The organism is Oceanospirillum sp. (assembly GCF_982874595.1).
In genome coordinates this window covers 1-22632 of sequence record NZ_CEYNZH010000058.1, presented here as the reverse complement: position 1 = coordinate 22632, position 22632 = coordinate 1, and the positions used below count along the sequence as shown (strand labels likewise).

Below are 22632 nucleotides of genomic sequence, written 5' to 3'. Positions count from 1 at the left end.
AGTATTGAATCTGGCTTTTTGAGATGCCGTGCTCACGGCTTAGTTGTGTGGCTGGAGTGCCATTGATGCACTTCTGAGCCAGCGCTATTTTGAGTGAACGACTGTACTTTGCCATAAAAAAGAACCCCCAATGTTGGGTGTCCAACTATTGGGGGTCACTTCATATTCACTATGAATATCGGGCTTTTTTGAGTTCAGTTTGCCGATGACTTATTCCACAGGGACTTCCTGCTTATGATTCCGACGCTGAATATTGATCTGCTCAGTCTGGTTAACCACCAGGGCGATATCAGCAGATTTCAGCAGTTTCAGGCGATAATCAACACCTGCCTGCAGTACCGCTTTGTTGCATGATGAACCAACACAGGGTTCAGTGATGCCTTTTTTGTCAGAGCTATTGACCAGATAAGCATCCATAACACCATCGAAAATGTGTCCATTTGGCTCGACACACAGCGCCCGGTTGACGTGTAGTGAAAGCCTGCCGTTATCGATCTCTGCGTCTCCTGATAACAGGCAGCGCTCAGGCAGCGTTGCGCCGGTTTCAGATCCTGTGGACTTCAGCAGCATATGAGAAACGGTTTCGCCTTGAGAAAGGCTCTTATCAATCAGAACCTGTACTTTCAGAACGGTATCCGTGGGCAGTTGGTAACCTTCCGCTGCAGATGTCTCGGCAAAAGCGGGTAGGCAGGCTCCTAATAGAGCAACAGATGTCAGTAATCGTTTCATAGCTCACCGTCTCATTAGTACTGGTTTTGCACACCGCTCGATAGTGAGCTGGGGTACAGAATTAGCCGGATGCGTTCCAGACGTAATCTCTGCTTTGGCATCCGATTGGTGTAATCAGGACTGCGGGTGATGCTTTTTCAGAACACATTGTCCTGAGTTCATTCTTATGTATCACTCAAAATGAAGCAGCCTGATGATCTGGCTTAACACGTGCGCAGTATAACAGATCCGGGCAATTAGTTTGTTTCGCTGTCAATCTGGGTACAACGATGTTGTTTATCCATCAGTGCAGCTGTTTTCCGGATATTTATACTGAAGCTAAATTTTACGCGCAAAGATTATGCTTGACTCTATTGGTTGGGTAAAATGGACAAATTGTCGCACCCCTTTGAGTAGGAAAGTGCGTTAATATTGCTGCTTTTTTTACAACAGTCGTTCGCTCTGAACACAATAGAATCGTTCCGCACGGTAAGTTCCGGAGCATTCTATATCAGTCAGAGATCATATACCTTGATTTTGATTAACCCTAAGGCACTGCAATGACAGAAAAACTGACCGGTCTTTACGAAACTATTCTGACTGAGCTGGGTGAGAACCCTGAGCGTGAAGGATTGCTGGATACTCCTAAGCGTGCTGCTAAAGCGATGCAGTATCTGACCAAGGGCTATGAAGAGACACTGGAAAGTGTGACCAATGGCGCGGTTTTCGAATCTGAAACCGATGAGATGGTGATCGTAAAGGATATTGAGCTGTACTCCATGTGCGAGCACCATATTCTGCCATTTATCGGTAAGTGTCATATTGCCTATCTGCCATCCGGCAAAGTGCTGGGTTTGTCTAAGTTTGCCCGTATTGTCGATATGTATGCCCGTCGTCTGCAGATTCAGGAAAACCTGACCAAGCAGATTGCCGATGCGGTGATGCAGGTGACCGGTGCCCGTGGTGTTGCGGTGACTATCGAAGCGAAACACATGTGCATGATGATGCGCGGTGTTGAAAAGCAGAACTCCAGCATGAAGTCCTCTGTGATGTTAGGCGCATTCCGTGAGTCTCAGTCGACTCGTATGGAATACCTTCAGCTGATCAGCAGCTAAATCGTTTGTCATCAGGCTGGGACGTTCCCGGATAAGGATCTGATATGCCATTACATGCGGTAAGCAATGCCCACACAGGCCATAATCTGGCAACAATTCAGATTAAAAACCTGCGTCTTAGAACCTATATCGGTATTAATGAAGACGAAATTGTTAATAAGCAGGATGTCATTATTAACATCACCATTCAGTATCTGGCGGATCGTGCGGTGAGCTTTAATCATATTGATGAAGCCCTGAACTATCGCACCATCACCAAAGCGGTGATTGCACATGTTGAAGGCAATCGTTTTGCGTTACTGGAGCGCCTGACCCGTGAAATATTGGATATCACGATGTCCTATGAGCAGGTTCAGGTAGCGCAGGTAGAAGTGGATAAGCCTCATGCGCTTCGGTTCTCTGACTCTGTCTCGATCACCCTGTCTGATCACAGGGACTAAGCCAGATGGCTCTTTTTACTGAAGCTAACAGCCCGGATGAGATGGATGTCTCATCCGGTTTGGCCTTTCTTTTGTTCTCTACGCCTGACTGTGGGGTTTGCGATGCATTGAAGCTTAAGCTGCCGCAATGGTCGGAAACTCGTGGCTACCAAGGTCGATTTTTGTGGCTGGATCTGTCTCGTTTTCCTGAGGCTTGTAGTCGCTTTCAGGTGTTATCTGTTCCTACGCTGATTGTGACTCTGGATGGACAGGAGCTTTCACGTCAGCTTCGCCATGTTAACCTTGGTTTGTTGCAGGAACAGCTTGCCCGCCCTCTGGCGCTTTGGGCTGGCCGCTGATTTTTCAATCGCTTCATTGTCTGAATCTTTCTTCTGGAGATATACCTCATGCAAGGTCTGATTGTTTCCTTCGATGCAGCGACTCAGGAAGGTGTTATCCGTTCTGATTCCGGAGAAATGTTCACCTTTGATCTGACCGGTTGGCGGGGCAGAGGGCTGCCGGATGCAGATATTGCGGTAAGTTTTGATGCTCAGGGGGATGGTTCTGCACGACAGGTTTTTAACCTTCCGGCAGGACAGTTGAAAGCTGTGGGTACTCAAAAACTCGGCAGTGATGAGGTTGCCGTACCTTGGTACAAAAAATTAGGCCGTTTCTGACCGGAACGTTTTACAGCTTGTGAGACGGATCACAGTGTTACGGTATTCTTATATAAAGAAACAGTTAAAAGTGGGCGTTGGATTAATTTCGAATACAATAGCCCCAAAGAGAACATATAGAGGGTTTTAAAGATGTTAAAGAGACTTGCTCCGTTAGGTCTGATGTTTGCAGCGGTCAGTGCGCAGGCTGATGTTATTGGTTTACACGCAGGTGCCTCTATGTGGACACCGGATATCAGTGGTGGATTTCAGTCAGAAGGTTCTGCGGCTTCTGATATTGATGTCGAACGTGATCTTGGTTTTTCGGACACGTCTGCCAACAGCTTCTATGTTGCGATTGAGCATCCTGTTCCCTTGCTGCCTAATTTCCGTCTGGAACGTACCAGTTTGTCTGAAAGCAGTTCCGAAACGCTTAGCCGGTCAATCTCTTTTGAAGGGCAGACCTATACCGCGAGCTCCAAGGTAAACAGTAAATTCGATCTGAGCCATACCGACTACACGGGTTATTATGAAATTCTGGATGGCCTGGGCTGGCTCAGCGCTGATGTGGGTCTCACGATTCGCCAGTTCGACGGTGATATTACCATTAAAGACACCTCAGGCAGCGCAGATGAGTCAGTGTCTTTGGATGTGCCCGTTCCTCTTCTGTATGGTAAGGGGCAGTTTGATATTCCGATGGCTCCTTTCCCGTTGGCGGTTGGCGGTGTCATTAATTATCTGAGTGTGGGTGGGGCAACTATTTCGGATCGTCGCTTCTATGTTGCGGCATCCGCCCCTTTGCCTATTGAGATTGGTGGTGAGTTGGGTTATCGCAGCTTCGGTATGGAGCTGGATGATGTTGATGATTTGGATGCTGATCTGACAGCCAGTGGTTGGTATGCCAGTGCCACTCTGCATTTCTGATTAGGTTGGTATTAACAACAAACCCCGGCTGATTCATCAGTCGGGGCTTTGTTGTTTGAACAGGATGACTAACTTTGCGGCGGAGTTGGCCGTCTGCCAACTTCTGCCTGCAGGGTTAAAGATTGGCCATCACGAAATATTGTAATGGTGATCTTTTCTCCGGGGCGCTTCTGAGCAATTTGGTTCATGGTGTTGCGGCCACTGACAACAGATTCCCCTTCTACCTGGGTGATAATATCTCCTGGCTGCATACCTGCCAGATGAGCGGGGCCATTGCGAAGCAGTCCCGCAATTAAGATACCCCGGCCATTATGAAAGCCGAAGGAGTTAGCCAGCGCCGGTGTTAATTCCTGCACTTCGACACCCAGCCAGCCCCGTACTACGCTGCCCTCGCGGATAATATCTACCATAATCTGGCGGCTAAGATTAGATGGGATGGCAAAACCAATCCCCTGTGAACCTCCGGATTTACTGAAGATGGCGGTGTTGATACCCAGTAGTTCACCCCTTGGATTGATTAGGGCTCCGCCTGAGTTCCCAGGGTTGATTGCCGCATCAGTCTGGATAAAGTCTTCAAAGGTATTGATCCCCAGCTGGTCGCGTCCAGTTGCACTGACAATACCCATTGTCACCGTCTGACCAACCCCAAAGGGGTTTCCGATAGCGAGCACGACATCACCGACTTCGATATCGTCTGAAGGGGCGATGGTGATAACCGGAAGATCGGGCAGTTGGATGCTCAAAACGGCAAGGTCGGTTTCCGGATCGGTACCGACAACCTGGGCTATTGTTTCGCGGCCATCCTTAAGCGCAACCTTAATCTCATCAGCACCGGCAATAACGTGGTTGTTGGTCAGGACATAGCCATCGGCACTGACAATCACGCCAGAGCCCAAGCTTGACTGCAAGCGTTGCTGGCGGGGTACGCCGTTATAACCAAAGAATTGTCGGAATGCCGGATCCTGCAAGAGCGGATGAGTACGTTGCTCGATAATTTTACTGGTGTAAATATTAACAACGGCCGGAGAAGCCTGTTTTACAGCGTCCGAATAGCTGAAAGGGCCGCTCAGCTTTGGTGAATTCGCGGCTTGTGCAGCTTCTACAAAAACTGGTTTAGGGTTCGCCTCATGTATATCAGGGGCAGAGGTTTGCAGATTAATTGTCAGGCCAATGACAGCACCAGCCAGCACTGGTAGCGAAAGATAGCGAAATAGTTTTTTCATGAAAAACTCAATACTGATTCGGACGGGTTCAGTTTATATGGTGTTTGTAACGCAAAATTCAATCAGATGACAGCAGGGTTTTCCACTTGTTGTACTTATGCCTGTGGCTAATCGTCACGCTCAAGGGCGTGTTAGTATAAGTTTAATGTATGTAAGTTGCTTTGGAGTGAACAGATGCTGGGGTTAGACGAGCTGGTTAAACAGTTGGATATTTTGCTGGAACCACAAGCTTATAAAGATTATTGCCCGAATGGTTTACAGGTTCAGGGTCGACAGCAGGTTAGCAAGATTGCGACAGCGGTAACTGCCAGTCAGAATATTCTGGATCAGGCTGTGGCTGCAGGTGTCGATGCGCTGTTGGTGCATCACGGATACTTTTGGAAAAATGAATCCCCTACGGTTACCGGCATGAAGTATCGCAGGCTTTCGACTCTGATTAAATATGATATTAGTCTGCTGGCCTATCATTTACCCTTGGATGCGCACTCTGTGCTGGGCAACAATGCTGAGCTTGCCCGTATTTTGGATTGGTCTGTCAGCGATGGTCTGGAGTCAGGTAATCCAAAAAGTATCGGGCTGGTCGGTTCGGCCATGAAAGATAAAACATTGGGTGAAATTGCCGCACGAATCCACCGTGAATTAGATCGGGAACCTCTGGTGATCGGAGATCTGTCAAAAGAGATCAACAAAATAGGCTGGTGCACGGGAGCTGCTCAAGGATTTATCGATCAGGCGGCAGAAGTGGGTTGCGATCTTTATGTCAGCGGTGAGATATCTGAAAATACGGTACACGCTGCACGGGAGTTAGGGGTGGCTTATATCGCTGCAGGGCACCATGCTACTGAGCGTTATGGCGTGCTGGCATTAGGTCAATGGCTTGAGGATCGTTACGATATTGAACATATTGCTTTGGATGAAAAAAACCCGGTATAAGCCGGGTTTTTTATGATGGAGTCTTAGTCAGAATTTACAGGCCTTTAGGAGGCTCTGGCATCTTTTCACGTTCCAGACCGAAATCTTCAGACAGTGTACCGGACGACTTAGGTGCGTAATCCATCGGCGCCTGATAGTTGTCATCATCGAAAGATTCCTGTTTGCTGCTGCGGCTCTTTTTGCTGATACGCTTATAAAGAGAGGCGTCATCACAGAAACTCTCAGCGCCACTTTGCAGATGGCCTACCAGGTTCTGGTAATTCTTTTCCATGCTGGCCAGCAGCTCATCGGTACGGGCAAAGTGCTCGCTGACATTCTCATTCAGACGGGCCAGTTCCATCTCTTTCTGATTCATGCGCTGCTTAAGATCTGAGTTTTCACCCGTGTTAGCATTCAGCAGGTGATAGATCAGAGCACCAACACCACAGCCCACGATAAAAGTCAGAATAATAAGGGTCCAGTCGATATTGGCTTCCATAAATGACTCCTTAACTACTTGGATGACATCTGAATAGAGTAATGATGTCCTAACGTGCTGATTATTATACAGGGTATTCGGTGGATAAGACCAACGGCATATTCTTCAAATACATTAAATTTAGCGTCTTGTTTTAATTTTATCGGCTTGAATGCCACGCGTTACCCTGCGGCTAATGTCTGTGTTTGGGTGTTGACCTGCAAACCGTTATAATGCCGCCCACAAAATCTCAGCCTCAACACCTTTGTACCCTCGGTTCGCTGATGGCTGCACTTTATCCAAGTGAATATCAAAGTAAATTAGCGGTTTTCTGTACAACCTTCGGAAGCAGATTTATGACACCTTTAGAGCGCTACAAACAAGATCTTGAACGGGATGACTTCAGCTATGATCCGGCACAGGAGATGGCGGTGAAGCACTTGCAGCGTCTTTATGATGATCTGGTTGCTTATCAGCCGCCTAAAAAATCGTTTCTGAAGAGCCTATTGGGTAAGCCCGAAGTCAGGGAGCCGGCTATGGGGTTGTACTTCTGGGGCGGTGTCGGTCGGGGTAAAACTTATCTGGTGGATACTTTCTTTGACAGTCTTCCGTTTGAAGAGAAGATGCGCGTTCACTTCCACCGTTTTATGCAGCGTGTCCATGACGACCTGCGAAAATATGATGGTGAAAAAAACCCGCTGACACTGGTAGCTGCTAACTTGGCTTCAGAGATTCGTGTGCTTTGTCTGGATGAGTTTTTTGTTAAAGACATTACTGATGCCATGATTCTGGCGGGCCTGTTGGGTGAGCTGTTTAATAATGGCGTTGCTCTGGTGACCACCTCGAACATTGTACCGGATGGCCTTTATGAAAATGGTCTGCAACGTGCGCGCTTCCTGCCAGCCATTGATCTGCTTAAGCAATACACCGAAGTGGTTAATGTAGACAGCGGTGTCGATTACCGTCTGCGGGCACTTGAGCAGGCTGAGATTTTCCACTACCCACTGGATTCAGCCGCTAATGAAAGTCTGACTAAAAGTTTTAAGAGTATTGCCTTGGGTGAAGGTAAAGCTGATGTCGCTATTGAGATCAATCACCGTCAGATGAAAACCTTGCGTATCCATGAGGATGTGGTCTGGTTTGATTTTGATGAGTTGTGTGACGGGCCTCGTAGTCAGAATGACTACATCGAATTAGCAAAAGAGTTTCACACCGTTTTTCTGAGTGATGTCCCTCAGATGAAGCGTGATACCGATGATCAGGCCCGCCGGTTTATTAATCTGGTGGATGAGTTTTATGATCGTAATGTCAAACTGATTATCTCTGCTGAAGCCGGCATTCCGGATTTGTACCTCGGGGGAAACCTGAGCTTTGAGTTTGATCGTACGGTATCCCGTTTGCTCGAGATGCAGTCCCATGAGTATCTGGCTCGGGAGCATCGCCCGTAATTCATCTTTTATGGCGGTTTAATTTTAAAGAAGCGTTAGCGAATTATTTGCAGTTTTTACTGGCCGAAGGGCTTAACTTTGGTCGGTGAAGTCGCTATACTTCGCGCTCCTTTTTTAAGGTAATGAACGTTGCAACGGATCTGCAACCAATAAAAATAGGCAACTGGTCCATCGGGACGGGAATGAATCTCAGATCGTAAGACCGATATAGGCTATTAATTATGAAAACTTTTAGTGCAAAACCAGAGACAGTAAAGCGCGACTGGTATGTTGTCGACGCAGAAGGTCTGACCCTGGGTCGTTTGGCTACTGAGCTGGCTCGTCGCCTGCGCGGTAAACACAAGCCTGAGTACACTCCTCACGTTGACACCGGTGACTACATCGTTGTTGTTAACGCTGAAAAAGTGAAGGTTACTGGCAACAAAGCAAAAGACAAAATGTACTACCGTCACACCGGTTTTATCGGCGGTATTAAGTCTATGTCTTTCAACCAGATGATCGATCACGCTCCAGAGCGTGTTATCCAACTGGCCGTTAAAGGCATGCTTCCAAAAGGCCCGCTGGGTCGTGCAATGCAGGCGAAGCTGAAAGTGTATGCTGGTGAAAACCACCCGCACGCAGCACAACAGCCGCAAGAACTGAAACTTTAATAGGAAGATAAACATGTCTGCAACTCAGTATTACGGTACCGGTCGTCGTAAGACCTCTACAGCTCGTGTATTTATGCGCGCGGGTTCTGGCAACATCGTTGTAAACGGTCTGCCTCTGGATGAATACTTCGGTCGTGTTACTGCACGTATCGTTGTGCGTCAGCCGCTTGAGCTGACTGAAAATAATGAAAAGTTTGATCTGAATATCACTGTTAAAGGCGGTGGTGATTTCGGTCAGGCTGGTGCAATCCGTCTGGGCGTTACCCGTGCACTGATGGATTACGACGAGACTCTGCGTAAAGTTCTGCGTGAAGCAGGTTACGTGACTCGTGACGCTCGTAAAGTTGAGCGTAAGAAAGTGGGTCTGCGTAAAGCACGTAAGCGTCCGCAGTTCTCCAAGCGTTAATTCGCTTACAGACCTTATTGGTTTGTTATCAAAAAGCGCTCAGGCCCTTGCGTCTGGGCGTTTTTTTTGCCCGCAACACAACTATCTACCTCAAAGTTGATCTGGCTCAAGCGGCGTTTAAAAGTAAGGTTTAACCTTGCTGCCTTCGCACCGGGCTATGCAACTAAGGCATTATTTTTACAGGGGTATATTTCCTTGTGTTGCGGTGCTGATTTTTTTACTATTTGTGCCATTTATTTTCCGTGAAAAATGGCAACGGGTTAAGTTGCTTAATTTAAGTTGCATAACCCTTTGAAATTTAACGGGTTGGTTGATGGGAGAGACCTTACGATGAGTAATGACGGCGTAAACAAAGGGCGTCGCCGTTTCCTTCTCGGCGCGACATCTGCAGTTGGTGCAGTGGGCGTTGTGGGGGTAGCGGTTCCCTTTGTAGCATCCTGGAACCCTAGTGCGAAAGCACGGGCGGCGGGTGCTCCGGTTAAAGCTGATATTTCAAAGCTGCAACCGGGTCAGCAAATGACAGTCGAATGGCGTGGTAAGCCTGTATGGGTTGTTTACCGTACGCCAGAGATGATTGCGAACTTAGAGAAGCTGAACGACCAGGTTGCGGATCCGCAATCTGCAGTTCCACAGCAACCTGAGTACGTAACGGGTGTTCTGCGCTCTATCAAGCCAGAATATGCAGTGATGATCGGTATCTGTACTCACTTGGGTTGTTCTCCTACCTATCGTCCGGAAGTAGGTCCTGCTGATCTGGGTGACGACTGGTTGGGTGGCTTCTTCTGTCCGTGTCACGGTTCCCGTTTTGACCTGGCTGGCCGTGTTTATAAGAGTGTTCCGGCTCCTGTGAACCTTGAGGTTCCTCCGTACAAGTACGAGTCAGACACCACTATTGTCATCGGTGTAGATCAGGAGAAAGCATAATGGCTGGTAACCGTAACAAAGGTAATCCGGGCCTGATGGGCTGGATTGATGATCGTTTCCCGGCTACGGCGATGTGGGAAGATCACCTGAGCAAATACTATGCTCCTAAGAACTTCAACTTTTGGTATTTCTTCGGCTCTCTGGCACTGCTGGTGCTGGTTAACCAGATCCTGACCGGTATCTGGCTGACCATGAGCTTCAACCCGAGTGCTGAAGGCGCTTTCGCTTCCGTTGAATATATCATGCGTGATGTGGAATACGGCTGGCTGCTGCGCTATATGCACTCGACGGGTGCTTCCGCATTCTTCGTGGTTGTTTATCTGCACATGTTCCGTGGCATGATGTACGGTTCCTATAAAGCCCCTCGTGAGCTGATCTGGATCTTCGGTATGGCGATCTATCTGGCTCTGATGGCTGAAGCTTTCATGGGCTATCTGCTGCCATGGGGTCAGATGTCTTACTGGGGTGCTCAGGTTATTATCTCTCTGTTCACTGCGATTCCGGGCATTGGTCCTGATCTGGCGCAGTGGGTACGTGGTGACTTCCTGATCTCTGGTATCACACTGAACCGTTTCTTCGCGCTGCACGTTATTGCACTGCCGATTGTTCTGCTGGCTCTGGTTGTTCTGCACATCATTGCTCTGCACGAAGTGGGCTCTAACAACCCGGACGGTAACGACATTAAGAAACACAAGGATGAGAACGGTATCCCGCTGGACGGCATTCCATTCCACCCTTACTACACCCTGAAAGATATCGTGGGCGTAGCGGTGTTCCTGTTCGTGTTCTGTGCGATTATTTTCTACGCACCGACTATGGGTGGTTACTTCATCGAAGCGCCGAACTTTGAGCCGGCTAACCCGTTGAAGACGCCTGCTCACATTGCCCCGGTTTGGTACTTCACGCCGTTCTACGCAATGCTGCGTGCGATCACCTTCCCGATGTTTGGCTTAGACGCTAAGTTCTGGGGTGTGGTTGTAATGGGTGCTGCGATTGCGATCCTGTTTGTTCTGCCTTGGCTGGACAAGAGCCCTGTACGCTCTATGCGTTACAAAGGCTGGATCAGTAAAGTATTCCTGCTTCTGTTTGCAATCAGCTTCGTAATTCTGGGTGTTCTGGGTGCGCTGCCTTCTACTCCGGGCCGTACTGCTCTGGCGCAGCTGTGTACAGCGATCTACTTCCTGTACTTCATTCTGATGCCTTGGTACACCAAGTTTGAATCCACTAAACCAGTGCCAGAGAGGGTGACAGGCTAATGAAAAAGCAACTGATTGCACTGATTTTAGCGCTGGTACCGTTTACGGCGCTTGCAGCAGGTGGCGGTAATGTTCACCTGGATAAAATGGAACCTGATCTGTATGACAAAGCGTCTCTGCAGAATGGTGCAAAACTGTTTGTGAACTATTGCATGGGTTGTCACTCTGCTCAGTTCCAGCGTTTCGCACGTACTGCTGAAGACCTTGGTATTCCTCAGGATGTGATCGAAGAAAACCTGATTTTCAGCAGCTCTCTGAAGTATAACGATCAGATGCGTATCGCTATGCAGAAAGAGGATGCGGCAGTATGGTTTGGCGCGGCTCCTCCGGATCTGAGTCTGGAAGCCCGTCTGCGTGGTGCTGACTGGATCTACACTTACCTGCGTAGCTTCTACGTTGACGAAAGTCGTCCGTGGGGTGTTAACAATACTGTATTCCCTGATGTAGGCATGCCAAACGTTCTGGCTTCTCTGCAGGGTATTCAGGAAAAAGTTTGTGATCCTAACCATCACGTTGCAGAAGTTGATCCTCTGACGGGTAATCAGGTTGGCGAAAGCTGCCTGAAAATCACCAAAGAGGGTGCGATGAGCAAGGCAGAATTTGATAAAGCTGTCTACGACCTGACAAACTTCCTGGTGTATGCTGGCGAGCCTTCCAAATTGGAAAGCAACCGCATCGCTCCATGGGTGCTGGGTTTCATCGTAATTCTGTTCTTCTTCGCATATCTGCTGAAGAAAGAGTACTGGCGCGATATTCACTAATCGTTAGCCATTGATGACAAGAGCGTGCAGCCCTTTGCGGTTGCGCGCTTTTTTTGCTCAGAGAGCAAAGTTATGCTTTCATTATGGGCCTGAAAATTTGATAGGGGTTAGACAATGGGTGTAGCAGCCAAGCGTTCTTCGATGACGTTTTATTCCAACGGTGAAGATCATTACAGCCATCGTGTACGTATTGTGCTAGCAGAAAAGGGAGTTGCTGTAGATATTCTGGATTGCCTTGAAGCCAATAAGCCTGCCGAGCTGGCCGATATCAATCCATACAACAGCCTGCCCACGCTGGTCGATCGTGATCTGGTTTTGTATGAGCCGAATGTAATGATGGAGTATCTGGATGAGCGTTTCCCGCATCCGCCATTACTACCGGTTTACCCTGTTGCCCGTGCGCAAAGCCGTCTGTGGATGCATCGTATTCAACGCGAATGGTGTGTGCATGTTGATATCATCACAGCAAATAAAGATGAAAAAGCAGTTGAGCAAGCTCGTAAAGAGTTGCGCGAAGGTCTGGTTGGTATCAGCCCGATTTTTGAAGAGCTACCATACTTTATGAGCGAAGAGTTCACTATCGTTGACTGCTGCATTGCTCCGATTCTGTGGCGTTTGCCGGCTCTGGGTATTGAACTACCTGAGAAACAGGTTCAACCGCTACTGTCATACATGAATAACCGTCTCTTTAACCGTGAAGCGTTCCAGGCGAGTCTGTCTGAAGCTGAACGTGAGATGCGTCTGTAATTGGGTCTGATATGTCTTCCAGTCGTCCGTATCTGATTCGTGCATTGTACGAATGGTTAGCTGATAACGATCTGACACCTTATCTGGCTGTCGATGCCACCATCGAAAATGTGATGGTGCCTTCCCAGCATATTCATGATGGTCAGATTGTGCTGAATATTGCCATGAGTGCGGTACGCGAACTGGATATCTCAAATGAAGCCGTTGCCTTTTCTGCGCGCTTTGGCGGTGTGCCGCAACAGGTTTATGTACCGGTTGCTGCTGTATTGGCCATCTATGCGAAAGAGAACGGACAGGGAATGGCTTTCGGCCATGAGCCTGAATTGCCGGATCCCGAACCTAAAGGCCCTGTGGCGGTTGATGCCGAACCAGAGCCGGTTAAGGAAGAGAAAGAGTCCGAGACTAAACGACCTTCACTGCGCGTGGTTAAGTAGCGCAGTGAAGTCGTCATCGGATGATCTGAAAAAGGCGTCGTAAGACGCCTTTTTTATGTCTGAAATTCAGTGTTTTTATGTTTGAACATTGCTGCACTGGGCCGAATGCTTGTCACAAGCAGGATTCGCAGCCCGAAAACCCCAGAGCCAGAAAATTTCTCAGGTTTAGCCTTCCATCGCCCCAAAGAGCTGATAGTCAATCAGATCGCACAGGCAGTGCATCGCCAGCAGTTGAACTTCCTGAATTCTGCTGGGCTGATCAGCAGGTGCTCTTATCTCAAAATCTTCGCTGCTGAGAAGCGAAGCGACATCACCGCCATCTCCGCCCGTTAGCGCGATGACCGTCAGGCCGCGCTCATGGGCTGCCTGAACCGCCTGAACCACATTGTTAGACTTGCAGCTGGATGTGATCACCAGAAGAATATCTCCTGGTTGACCAAGGGCCAGCACCTGCTTGGAGAAGATTTCATTGAAGCTTCCGCTATTGGCAATAGCCGTCAGCGTTGAGCTGTCTGTTGAAAGTGCCATTGCAGGCAGGCTGGGGCGATCTTTTTCATAGCGGTTGAGCATTTCTGAGGCAAAATGCTGAGCCAGGGCTGCAGAGCCACCATTGCCGCAGGTTAATATCTTATTATCGCTGATCAGGCAGTTCACAATCAGGGCGCTGGCATGCTCAAGGAGCGGGGGCAGCATCTCACTGGCGGTCGCCTGAGAGTCGATACTGCTGTGAAAATTGGCAATGATCCGATCTTGTAAATCCATGGTCTGTTCTCAAAATTCAGGCTGTAACCGCTGAAGGTATCCAGCTGATCTCCTTTTCATGGCTGCTCTGAATGTCGTTGATAGCGACAACATCGATACGCCAGGGAGATGTAATATTGTGCTTTTGGCAATATAGCAGGGCTGTGCGTACCAGTTTCTCCTGCTTGCTGCGGGTTACGGTCTCCGCAGGGCTGCCAAATCTTTTGTTTTTACGGTAACGCACCTCAACAAACACCAGAGTATCCTTGTCCTTCATCACCAGATCCAGTTCCCCGGTCTTAAAGTGAACATTGCGTTCCACTGCCTTAAGCCCTTGTGATTCAAGATAGGCTTCAGCAGCTTCTTCCGCTTTATAGCCGACTTTCTGTGTGGGTGATGTCATTCTCAGCATCCTTGCTGGTGTTCTGTTCTGGTCTTTGATTACGGGTTTAGCTGCCGCTTTTGGCCGCTGCGGGTGTTGCCAGGTGTTGGCGCATAACTGGTCGGCCATTAACGAAGGTAGCCCATTCCAGTTGGCGCTGAATCATCTGATTCGTCTGCATAGAAAGAGCTCCGGTTGCGCCATAAACTTTGCTGTCTGGCAGTGCCTGCAGCATACGCAGTCGTCCGGCTAGTTGAAGCGCATCAGTGCCCATGGCAAAAAGGCGACCATAACGGTTTGTTTCATCTGGCCAGGACTTATCGATCTGGCGTTTCAGGCTGGAATCATTTTCCAGAAACCACGGAATGTCACAGAAATTGATACCATTCAGATCCTGATCCCTTGATGGCGATGCTTTGCCGTTGTACAGGTGGGAGGTTGCATAAACCGGAAGGCCGGCCGCGTAATAGAATGCCAGTGCCGGTTTTACCTGGCGGGCTGTTGCTGGCGTAGCGACCAGAAACATCATATCGATGTCCTGTCGACGACGGGGTTCGAATTCTACTTTCTGATCCAGGATCTGACTCATACGACGCCAGCGACGCTCGCTTTTATCAACCTCTAGCATTTTCTCAATGCTGAGTCCTAAATTGGTTTTGCCGGAGTACATGGCTGTTTCTGCGACGGTTCCGCCCTGTTCCGACCAAGTGGTTTCAAATGCGGTTAGCGCGCGACCTCCCCAATCGCTGGATGGCGTTAGCGTCAAAGCGCGTTTTTTCCCATCCTGCCAAGCAGTTTTTGCGGCCTGTGTCGCTTCATCTTCTGCTGAAATAGCGTATTGGAAGAGTTGGCTGTTTTCTGTTTCGTCACCCGTTCCGTAGTTCAGAGCGAGGGTTGGCAGGGCGAGGGCGCTGCGCTCCTGAAGCTCGGTCACTTTGCTCTTTGAAAGCGGGCCAATGGCGACTTCTGCCCCGGCAGCCATTGCGGCGCGATACAGTTCATCAAGGCTCATGGCATTGCTGTCATAGAAGCTCAGTTTAGGTGTGGCTGCTGATTGTGCGCGGGCATCGATTGCTGCGGCCACGATGCCATCGCGAATAGCGTTGCCTGCGCGTGCCAATGAGCCAGATTGAGGTAAGAATACCGCTATGTGCTGTATCGGGTTACGGCTGATCTCAACCAGAAAAGCCATATCTCGTGGTAAGGATAGCGCCCCCGGGTGGTCGCTCCAGTGCCGTAACCAACGACTCAGTTCAGCATTAAATTGGTCGAGATTGTTAGCTGCTTCCTTGCGGACCCTGGCAAGATCCAGCCAGCCTTTTAACTCTTCATCTTCTTCGGTATCCATTAGGGAGCGGATATCGTTAAGAGTGATGTTCAGCAGAGCTTGCCAGAGTTGCTCGTAAGCTTGCTGTGCCGGCAAACCGGTTTGCTGGCGGGCCAGTAACAGATATTCCCGGGCACTGGCTTCGTGGTAGCCCAGGATGCCATAAGCGTGAGCACGATACGCAGTTAGTGACATTTGTTCGCTTGGTGAAAGGCGGTCATAGATGAGGTTGCCGGTATTGTTTAGTGCGATAAGCGCTTGCCAGCCTTCGCCTGTGCCCAGACTGAGTTCTGCGGACAGAAATACAAAGCGTTTCTGAAGCGTAAATGGCAAGCGATAAGCGTGGATCTTGGCTAATAAGCGCAGGGCTGCGTCCGGCTTGCCTTCCTGTGCTAGAATCTCGGCCGCCCGTAATTGATAAACTTGGGCTTGGTCAAAACTGGATTGCTGGGCCAGTAACAGCAGGTCTTCTGCGGACAGTTTTGTCTCGCGACTCTCAGTGGCCGATAAATCGCCATCAGTCTGAGGTTTCTGGGTACCGCCGCCACAGGCTGCGAGAATGGCAATCACTGGGATAGCCATCCAGCGATGCATTTTCAATGTTTTTTTAAGGTTTGGATTGCAGTTTTGCTGTTCACGAGCAGGCATAATCAAACTCTTATTTCAGGATCGTCTATTCACAAGATCGTCTTGGTTGAACCGGCTGTTAACAGTATCAGTACCGGAAAATTGTTCAGTAGGCAGTGAGCGACATGCTCTTTAGCACTTGCCAGTCTGATCTTTCTGTATGTTTTCTAACGATTTTTATCGATTTTTTTAACCGACAAAACAAGGTGTCAGGATGTCCGAGTCCGTATTGTACGTGGTTGCTACGCCGATTGGTAATCTTGCCGATATTTCTGAGCGCGCTTTGAGCGTTCTGCGTTCTGTTGATCTGATTGCTGCAGAAGATACCCGGCATACCCGTCAGCTGCTGATGCATTTCACCATCAACAAACCTCTGTTTTCGGTGCATGACCATAATGAACAACAGCGCATCGAAAAGGTGATTGCTGAGCTGTCTGCCGGTCAAAGTATTGCTCTGGTCTCTGATGCCGGGACGCCGCTGATCTCTGATCCGGGCTTTCATGTGGTGCAGGCGGTCAGGGAGGCGGGCTTCAAAGTGGTTCCTGTGCCGGGGCCTTGTGCGCTGGTGACCGCGTTATCTGCAGCGGCGATGCCAACGGATCGGTTCTGTTTTGAGGGCTTTCTGCCCGCCAAAAGCAGTGGCCGTAAAAAACAACTGCAGAAGGTAGAAGATGAGACTCGAACGCTGGTGTTTTATGAGTCTCCGCACCGGATCGTCGATTCTCTGACCGATATGGCTGAAGTCTTCGGTGCTGATCGTCAGATCACCGTTGCCCGCGAGATTACCAAGACCTTTGAAACTTTCTATACCGGTTCTCTGGCGCAGACGTTAGAGTGGATGCAGGGGGATGCGAATCAGCAGCGGGGTGAATTTGTTCTGGTGGTTGCCGGAGCGCCGGAAAAAGAAGATGGAGAGGCTGCTGCGGTCTCGGCTGAGAAGGTGCTGAAAGTGCTGCTGGCTGAACTGCCGGTTAAGCAGGCGGCTGCCTTGTGTGCCAAAATCACCGGCCAGAAAAAGAACGCGCTTTACCAGCAGGCTCTGGAGCTGCAAAAAGCGGATTAAGATCCTGTTTTTAAAGGCTGTCAGCTACCGGCTGAAAGTTGTATTTTTCCGGTACCAAAGCGTTTTGGGCTGATGTTGCCAGGTCTTTGGTTTTTGAGGGCTTTTCCACCTGTTTTTAGGTAAAAACAGGTTGTCTGTCGACAGTGATCCTTATATCCTAGCTCGCTTGGAGTTGGCCAGGCAGTCGCTGCTTTTACAGCTTGCTGTAAAAGGGGAGGAAAGTCCGGGCTCCATAGGGCAGAGTGCCAGGTAACGCCTGGGGGGCGCGAGCCTACGGAAAGTGCAGCAGAGAGCAGACCGCCGATGGCTTCTTCGGGAGCACAGGTAAGGGTGAAAGGGTGCGGTAAGAGCGCACCGCATGACTGGCAACAGTTCATGGCATGGTAAACCCCACTCGGAGCAAGACCAAATAGGAACCCTACAGGTGCGGCCCGCACTGGGTTCGGGTAGGTTGCTTGAGGCCAGTGGCAACGCTGGCCCTAGATGAATGACTGTCTACGACAGAACCCGGCTTATCGGCCGACTCCACATCATTTACAGAGCCCGTCAGACACTTGTCTGACGGGCTCTGATCCGGTTTAACCGCAAATCAATAATCAGATCTCATCATGACTCAAGCTTTTCAGCACCTGACCGTTTTGTTGAATGAAGCCGTAGAGGCTTTGGTTCACACGCCATCCGGCACCTATGTAGATGGCACTTTTGGTCGGGGCGGCCACTCGCGTCTCGTTTTAGAGAATCTCGACGAGCAGGGAAAGCTTTACGGTATCGACAAAGACCCCCGTGCTCTGGAAACCGCTAAGGTTCTGGAAGGCGAAGACAGTCGTTTCAAAGTCTTCCGTGGCTCCTTTGCTGAGCTGGATCAGTTTGCCGCTCAGGAAGGTGTTGCCGGCCAGCTGGATGGTATCCTGCTGGATCTGGGGGTCTCCTCGCCGCAGCTGGATGATCCGGAGCGTGGTTTCAGTTTTATGAACGATGGCCCGCTGGATATGCGTATGAACCCGGATGCCGGTGAGTCGGCAGCCGATTGGGTGAACTCCGCATCGGAAGCTGAGCTGATTCGTGTGATGAAAGATTACGGTGAAGAGCGTTTCGCCCGTCGTATGGCACGCGCTATCATCGCTGAGCGTAAGATTGAGCCTATTACCCGTACCGGACGTCTGGCGCAGATTGTGAAAGACGCCAATCCGGCCTGGGAAAAAGGTAAGCATCCGGCAACCCGTGCGTTTCAGGGAATCCGTATCCATATCAACCGTGAGCTGGAAGATCTTGAGATCTGTCTAAAACAGTCACTGGATCTGCTGAAGATTGGCGGGCGTCTGGTGGTGATCAGTTTTCACTCTCTGGAAGATCGTTTGGTCAAACGCTTTATGCGTGATATGGCTAAAGGTGACACCCATTTGCCTCCGGGGGTGCCCTTTACTCAGGAACAGCTGAATATCCGACTGAAGCTGTTAAGTAAAGCAATTAAACCCTCCAAGCAGGAAGTTCAGGCTAATCCGCGTTCCCGCAGTGCGGTGATGCGGGTCGCTGAACGTGTGGCCTAGTCGCACTGACGCAACTGTTTTGGAATTGTCAGGAATCGAGTGAAGAGAGCTGCGAATGCTATGAGTCCGGAACCAGTAGCATCAAGACATGACGTATCAGGTAAGGGCGCGACCCGTCGCCCCTTGCCCGCTCAATCCCTTTATATACAGATTCGTTCTGAGCTGGCGGCGCTGCTGCCGGGCTCACTCTCCTATTCTGCCCGTCTTTTTATCGGCTTCAGTCTGCTAACCCTGATTTCAGCGCTTTTGGTTGTTTATGCGGCGTATGAAAATCGCCTTGCTTATGCTGAATTGCAAATGCTGGAAAAACAGCAGCGTTACTACGATGTTGAGTGGGGGCAGTTATTGCTTGAACGCAGTACTCTGGCGTCGCCAAGTCGTATTGAAGCTCTTGCCCGCGAGTCGCTGCAGATGCAGTTGATTCAACCCGAAAATATTCATGTTCTGGATGCTGCCCGTTTGAATGCAGAGCATGCTTTATCGATTCAAATTCGCAATCAGTCTTCTCAAGACCCAGCGAACTCTTCCGGGACGGCTGACTGATGGATCGCAGAAAAGAATCCGCTCTTATTGGCTGGCGTTACCCTATTGCTCTGATCGTGCTTCTGGCCGCTGCTTTGCTGTTGGCGGGGCGAATGGTGCACCTCCATATTGCTGACCGTGAGTTTTTGCAGGAGCAAGGCGATGCCCGAAGTGTGCGTAATGAGCTTATACCCGGCTATCGGGGCATGATTCAGGATCGCAATGGTGAACCCTTGGCTGTCAGCACACCGGTTACCACACTCTGGGCAAATCCCAAGCATTTTGACGCGACTGAGGAGCAGTTGGTTGATCTGGCTGCTGTATTGGAAATGCCGGTTGCCGCCCTGAAGAAAAAAATGCGTGATGCTGAGGGGAAAGGGTTTATTTATCTGCGTCGCCATATGATCCCTGATCAGGCCAATCTGGCGTTAGATCTGAAAATTTCCGGTGTTTACGGGCAACCGGAATACAAGCGTTACTATCCTGCGCATGAGATGGCTGCGCATCTGGTCGGTTTTACCAATATTGATGATAAGGGGCAGGAAGGTATTGAGCTTGCCTTTGATGCTGCCCTTAAAGGAGAGCCGGGTGAGAAGCGGGTACTTAAAGACCGTCGAGGTCATGTGTTTCGGGATCTTCAGGTTCTTAAACAACCGGAACCGGGACAGAATATTCGGCTGACGATTGACCTGAAACTGCAGTTTATGGCCTATCGTGAATTGAAGGCAGCCGTTGATCAGCACGGTGCTAAGTCGGGGTCGGTACTTCTGTTGGATGCTGAGACCGGGGAGGTTCTTGCGATGGTGAATCAGCCTTCCTATAACCCAAATGATCGAAGTTCGTTGGATTTGAGAGCGCTACGCAACCGCGCTCTGATTGATCTGTTTGAGCCCGGCTCACCGATTAAACCGTTAACTGTGGCTTCTGCCATCGCCAGTGGTCACTACAAAGCGGATGATGTGGTGGATACCAGTCCGGGTTATCTGCGACTCGGCAATCAGAGTATTCGTGATTTTAGGAACTACGGGAATCTGGATCTGACCACCATTATTACTAAATCCAGCAACGTTGGCGTGGCGAAAATCGCTCTGTCGATGCCGATTGATACTGTCTGGTCTTATCTGCAGCAGATGGGGCTGGGGCAGGGCACCGGTATCGGTTTTCCTGGAGAGGCGGTCGGGAGTCTGACGGCTCCCCGTGAAGGTCAAAAAGCTAAAATTGCCACCATGGCTTATGGCTATGGTCTTGCGGTGACCTCTCTGCAACTTGCTCAGGCTTATCAGGTCTTGGCAAATCATGGCCTGAAGAAATATGTCTCCCTGATTAAGGGCGCTGATACCTTGCCGGATGAGCAGATTTTGCCCGAATCCACAGCGAACCGTGTTGTCGAGATGATGGAAACGGTTACCTTGCCCGGTGGTACCGGAACCCGTGCGGCGATTCCCGGTTATCGGGTTGCTGGTAAGACCGGTACCGTGCACAAAGTAGGTGCTACAGGCTATGAGTATGAATATATGGCGGTCTTTGCAGGTATAGCCCCTGTTTCTGATCCTAAGGTCGTTGCGATTGTGTGGGTGGATAGCCCGTCCGGTCGCGAGTATCACGGTGGTGAAGTTGCCGCGCCTATTTTCAGTCGCATCATGGGCAATGCCCTGCGCTATCTCAATGTACCACCGGATAAGATTGCTGAAGAGGTCGCAAATGAGCCGTGATCGTTTTGTTACCTTTGTAATCAACCAAGTGACGGAGTGCTTCCCTAAGATAAAGGCTCTGACTGATGTGCAGGGTGTACTTTGTATCGACTCCCGGCAGATTTCATCCGATGATGTCTTTGTCGCACTTAATGGTGTATCCCACAGAGGGCATGATTTTATTCCTCAGGCAATCGCCAGAGGAGCCGGGTTGGTTCTGCTGGAATCTGATAACGATGAGCTTTATGAGGTTGATCAGGTCCCCGTTGTTGCTCTGAATCATCTACGTCAGCGGTTAGGGGCATGGCTGGGAGCTGCCGGTGAGTTAAATGATTCAGACCTGCACCTGATCGGAATCACAGGTACCAACGGCAAAACGTCGGTCAGTCACTATCTGGCCTGTATGCTCGAAGGGCTTAAGCAGAAAGCGGCTGTGATCGGTACGGTGGGTATTGGCGCGCTGAATGATCTGAAAACGGCAACCCACACCACGCCGGATCTGGTTCAGCTGCATAAAGTGATGGCTGAACTGAAAGAGGATGGTTTCTGTTATCAGGCGATGGAGGTGTCCTCCCATGCTCTGGATCAGCACCGTACCGCTGGAGTGCCCTTTGAAGTTGGTGTCTTTACCAACCTGAGCCGTGACCATCTGGACTATCACGGTACTATGGCGGCCTATGGGGAAGCCAAATCTCATCTTTTTACCCAGTATCCTATTCGCTATGCCGTGATCAATGCTGATGACGGCTACAGTGCCGAGCTGATACGTCAGATTGAGGCCTCTAATCGTCAGGCGCAGATTGTTCGCTACAGCCTCACCGATAATACCGCGGATTTTTATTGCGCATCCTGTATGGCGAACCCTCTGGGCTTTGCTTTAACTCTGGATGGTCGTTGGGGACGTTTTGATCTTCAGCTGCCCTTGTTGGGCCGGTTTAATGTTGCCAATGCTCTGGCCGCGGCAGCGACTTTGCTGGCGATGGGATTTGAGGCCGAAGCGGTTATCTCCCGGCTAGAGGTTGTTCAGCCGGTAGCAGGGCGTATGCAGCGGGTATCAGGATCACAGAATCCGGATCATAAGCCGCAGGTGGTTGTCGATTATGCGCATACGCCGGATGCGCTGGAAAATGCGCTGCTTGCGGTGAAAGAACATATTCAGGGGCTTCTCTGGTGTGTCTTTGGTTGTGGTGGTGATCGTGATGCAGGTAAGCGCCCGCTTATGGCTGAGGTCGCATCCCGAATGGCTGATAACGTGGTTGTCACCAGTGACAATCCCCGCACTGAAGATCCGGCTCATATTCTGGATCAGGTTAAGCAGGGCTTGTTAAAACCTGCAGCCTTATCGGATGTTGATCGGGCAGAAGCGATCCGTCAGGCGATTGCTCAGGCGAATCCTGACGATGTCATTCTGATCGCCGGTAAAGGTCACGAAACCTATCAGGAAGTACAGGGTGAACGTCATCATTTCGATGATGTTGAGCAGGCGATGTTGGCTCTTGATACGTACAGCGCCGATAAAAATACGCCGGATACCCGATCCGAGTCCCTGTCCCAGTCTAAAAAAGGAGCGGTTAAATCATGATGCGAGCGCTCTCATTCTCTGAGCTTCAGCAGCGTTTTGGCGGCACTTGTCATGGTGAGCCGTTTAACTTTACGCAGCTGGAGACAGAC

General features: G+C 49.9%; 25 protein-coding genes and 1 other RNA gene. 20 read left to right on the top strand and 6 right to left on the bottom strand.

Annotated features, from left to right (window positions below; translation table 11 throughout):
• Positions 1-210: 210 nt before the first annotated feature.
• Positions 211-729, bottom strand: a complete 519-nt coding sequence (locus AC4GL5_RS16375; RefSeq protein WP_490383875.1) for a hypothetical protein — start codon at positions 727-729, stop codon at positions 211-213.
• A 539-nt stretch (positions 730-1268) separates the two neighbouring features.
• Between AC4GL5_RS16375 and folE the strand changes: the two genes are divergently transcribed.
• The 5 genes from folE to AC4GL5_RS16350 all read left to right on the top strand — a co-directional run bounded on the left by folE (position 1269) and on the right by AC4GL5_RS16350 (position 3822).
• Positions 1269-1823 carry a GTP cyclohydrolase I FolE gene (gene folE, locus AC4GL5_RS16370; RefSeq protein WP_490383874.1) on the top strand — a complete coding sequence of 185 codons (555 nt, stop codon included), beginning with the start codon at positions 1269-1271 and terminating at the stop codon, positions 1821-1823.
• A gap of 44 nt (positions 1824-1867) precedes the next feature.
• Positions 1868-2263, top strand: a complete 396-nt coding sequence (gene folX, locus AC4GL5_RS16365; RefSeq protein ID WP_490383872.1) for a dihydroneopterin triphosphate 2'-epimerase — start codon at positions 1868-1870, stop codon at positions 2261-2263.
• Between the two features lie 5 nt (positions 2264-2268).
• On the top strand, positions 2269-2601 hold the full coding sequence (locus AC4GL5_RS16360; protein ID WP_490383871.1) for a thioredoxin family protein: 333 nt from the start codon (positions 2269-2271) through the stop codon (positions 2599-2601).
• A gap of 48 nt (positions 2602-2649) precedes the next feature.
• Positions 2650-2919, top strand: coding sequence for a hypothetical protein (locus tag AC4GL5_RS16355; RefSeq protein WP_490383870.1), 270 nt, complete (start codon positions 2650-2652; stop codon positions 2917-2919).
• A gap of 132 nt (positions 2920-3051) precedes the next feature.
• Entirely contained in the window at positions 3052-3822 is a 771-nt protein-coding gene (locus AC4GL5_RS16350) for a TIGR04219 family outer membrane beta-barrel protein (RefSeq protein ID WP_490383869.1), read from the top strand.
• Between the two features lie 68 nt (positions 3823-3890).
• On the opposite strand, the gene AC4GL5_RS16345 is transcribed toward AC4GL5_RS16350, so the two are convergent.
• The gene (locus AC4GL5_RS16345; RefSeq protein WP_490383868.1) at positions 3891-5045 is read right to left on the bottom strand and encodes a Do family serine endopeptidase; all 1155 of its coding nucleotides are present in this window, start codon (positions 5043-5045) and stop codon (positions 3891-3893) included.
• A 174-nt stretch (positions 5046-5219) separates the two neighbouring features.
• Between AC4GL5_RS16345 and AC4GL5_RS16340 the strand changes: the two genes are divergently transcribed.
• Positions 5220-5978 carry a Nif3-like dinuclear metal center hexameric protein gene (locus tag AC4GL5_RS16340; RefSeq protein ID WP_490383867.1) on the top strand — a complete coding sequence of 253 codons (759 nt, stop codon included), beginning with the start codon at positions 5220-5222 and terminating at the stop codon, positions 5976-5978.
• Positions 5979-6012: 34 nt separating this feature from the next.
• Here AC4GL5_RS16340 and AC4GL5_RS16335 read toward each other — a convergent pair whose 3' ends face one another.
• On the bottom strand, positions 6013-6456 hold the full coding sequence (locus AC4GL5_RS16335) for a Z-ring associated ZapG family protein (protein WP_490383866.1): 444 nt from the start codon (positions 6454-6456) through the stop codon (positions 6013-6015).
• A gap of 335 nt (positions 6457-6791) precedes the next feature.
• Here AC4GL5_RS16335 and zapE point away from each other — a divergent pair, with 335 nt between their 5' ends.
• The 8 genes from zapE to AC4GL5_RS16295 all read left to right on the top strand — a co-directional run bounded on the left by zapE (position 6792) and on the right by AC4GL5_RS16295 (position 13061).
• Positions 6792-7883 (top strand): cell division protein ZapE, encoded by a 1092-nt coding sequence (gene zapE / locus AC4GL5_RS16330; RefSeq protein WP_490383865.1) that lies wholly within the window; start codon positions 6792-6794, stop codon positions 7881-7883.
• A gap of 221 nt (positions 7884-8104) precedes the next feature.
• Entirely contained in the window at positions 8105-8533 is a 429-nt protein-coding gene (gene rplM, locus AC4GL5_RS16325; RefSeq protein ID WP_490383864.1) for a 50S ribosomal protein L13, read from the top strand.
• Positions 8534-8546: 13 nt separating this feature from the next.
• Positions 8547-8939, top strand: a complete 393-nt coding sequence (gene rpsI / locus AC4GL5_RS16320) for a 30S ribosomal protein S9 (protein WP_490383863.1) — start codon at positions 8547-8549, stop codon at positions 8937-8939.
• 330 nt (positions 8940-9269) lie between these two features.
• Entirely contained in the window at positions 9270-9863 is a 594-nt protein-coding gene (gene petA, locus AC4GL5_RS16315) for a ubiquinol-cytochrome c reductase iron-sulfur subunit (protein WP_490383862.1), read from the top strand.
• Positions 9863-11119, top strand: coding sequence for a cytochrome b (locus AC4GL5_RS16310; RefSeq protein ID WP_490383861.1), 1257 nt, complete (start codon positions 9863-9865; stop codon positions 11117-11119). Before petA ends, AC4GL5_RS16310 begins: the two co-directional genes overlap by 1 nt.
• Positions 11119-11880, top strand: coding sequence for a cytochrome c1 (locus AC4GL5_RS16305; RefSeq protein ID WP_490383860.1), 762 nt, complete (start codon positions 11119-11121; stop codon positions 11878-11880). Before AC4GL5_RS16310 ends, AC4GL5_RS16305 begins: the two co-directional genes overlap by 1 nt.
• Positions 11881-11994: 114 nt before the next feature.
• Positions 11995-12627: a glutathione S-transferase N-terminal domain-containing protein gene (locus AC4GL5_RS16300; protein WP_490383859.1), complete on the top strand. Its 633-nt coding sequence runs from the start codon at positions 11995-11997 to the stop codon at positions 12625-12627.
• Positions 12628-12638: 11 nt separating this feature from the next.
• On the top strand, positions 12639-13061 hold the full coding sequence (locus AC4GL5_RS16295) for a ClpXP protease specificity-enhancing factor (RefSeq protein WP_490383858.1): 423 nt from the start codon (positions 12639-12641) through the stop codon (positions 13059-13061).
• A gap of 165 nt (positions 13062-13226) precedes the next feature.
• On the opposite strand, the gene AC4GL5_RS16290 is transcribed toward AC4GL5_RS16295, so the two are convergent.
• From AC4GL5_RS16290 to AC4GL5_RS16280, 3 genes are read right to left on the bottom strand one after another with little or no spacing between them, the layout of a single operon-like run.
• Positions 13227-13823: a phosphoheptose isomerase gene (locus AC4GL5_RS16290; protein WP_490383857.1), complete on the bottom strand. Its 597-nt coding sequence runs from the start codon at positions 13821-13823 to the stop codon at positions 13227-13229.
• A gap of 16 nt (positions 13824-13839) precedes the next feature.
• A complete protein-coding gene (locus tag AC4GL5_RS16285; RefSeq protein ID WP_490383856.1) occupies positions 13840-14205 on the bottom strand; it encodes a YraN family protein in 366 nt (121 codons plus the stop codon).
• A gap of 46 nt (positions 14206-14251) precedes the next feature.
• Positions 14252-16159 carry a penicillin-binding protein activator gene (locus AC4GL5_RS16280; RefSeq protein ID WP_490383855.1) on the bottom strand — a complete coding sequence of 636 codons (1908 nt, stop codon included), beginning with the start codon at positions 16157-16159 and terminating at the stop codon, positions 14252-14254.
• A 193-nt stretch (positions 16160-16352) separates the two neighbouring features.
• On the opposite strand from AC4GL5_RS16280, the gene rsmI reads away from it, so the two are divergent.
• The 6 genes from rsmI (at position 16353) to AC4GL5_RS16250 (ending at position 22543) form a co-directional block, all read left to right on the top strand.
• On the top strand, positions 16353-17201 hold the full coding sequence (gene rsmI / locus AC4GL5_RS16275) for a 16S rRNA (cytidine(1402)-2'-O)-methyltransferase (protein WP_490383854.1): 849 nt from the start codon (positions 16353-16355) through the stop codon (positions 17199-17201).
• A 168-nt stretch (positions 17202-17369) separates the two neighbouring features.
• Positions 17370-17732: RNase P RNA component class A (gene rnpB / locus AC4GL5_RS16270), an RNA gene on the top strand.
• Positions 17733-17809: 77 nt separating this feature from the next.
• The gene (rsmH, locus tag AC4GL5_RS16265) at positions 17810-18748 is read left to right on the top strand and encodes a 16S rRNA (cytosine(1402)-N(4))-methyltransferase RsmH (RefSeq protein ID WP_490383853.1); all 939 of its coding nucleotides are present in this window, start codon (positions 17810-17812) and stop codon (positions 18746-18748) included.
• 60 nt (positions 18749-18808) lie between these two features.
• A complete protein-coding gene (gene ftsL / locus AC4GL5_RS16260; protein WP_490383852.1) occupies positions 18809-19291 on the top strand; it encodes a cell division protein FtsL in 483 nt (160 codons plus the stop codon).
• Positions 19291-20982, top strand: a complete 1692-nt coding sequence (locus AC4GL5_RS16255; protein WP_490383851.1) for a peptidoglycan D,D-transpeptidase FtsI family protein — start codon at positions 19291-19293, stop codon at positions 20980-20982. Before ftsL ends, AC4GL5_RS16255 begins: the two co-directional genes overlap by 1 nt.
• The gene (locus AC4GL5_RS16250; RefSeq protein ID WP_490383850.1) at positions 20972-22543 is read left to right on the top strand and encodes a UDP-N-acetylmuramoyl-L-alanyl-D-glutamate--2,6-diaminopimelate ligase; all 1572 of its coding nucleotides are present in this window, start codon (positions 20972-20974) and stop codon (positions 22541-22543) included. Before AC4GL5_RS16255 ends, AC4GL5_RS16250 begins: the two co-directional genes overlap by 11 nt.
• The last annotated feature ends 89 nt before the right edge of the window (positions 22544-22632 follow it).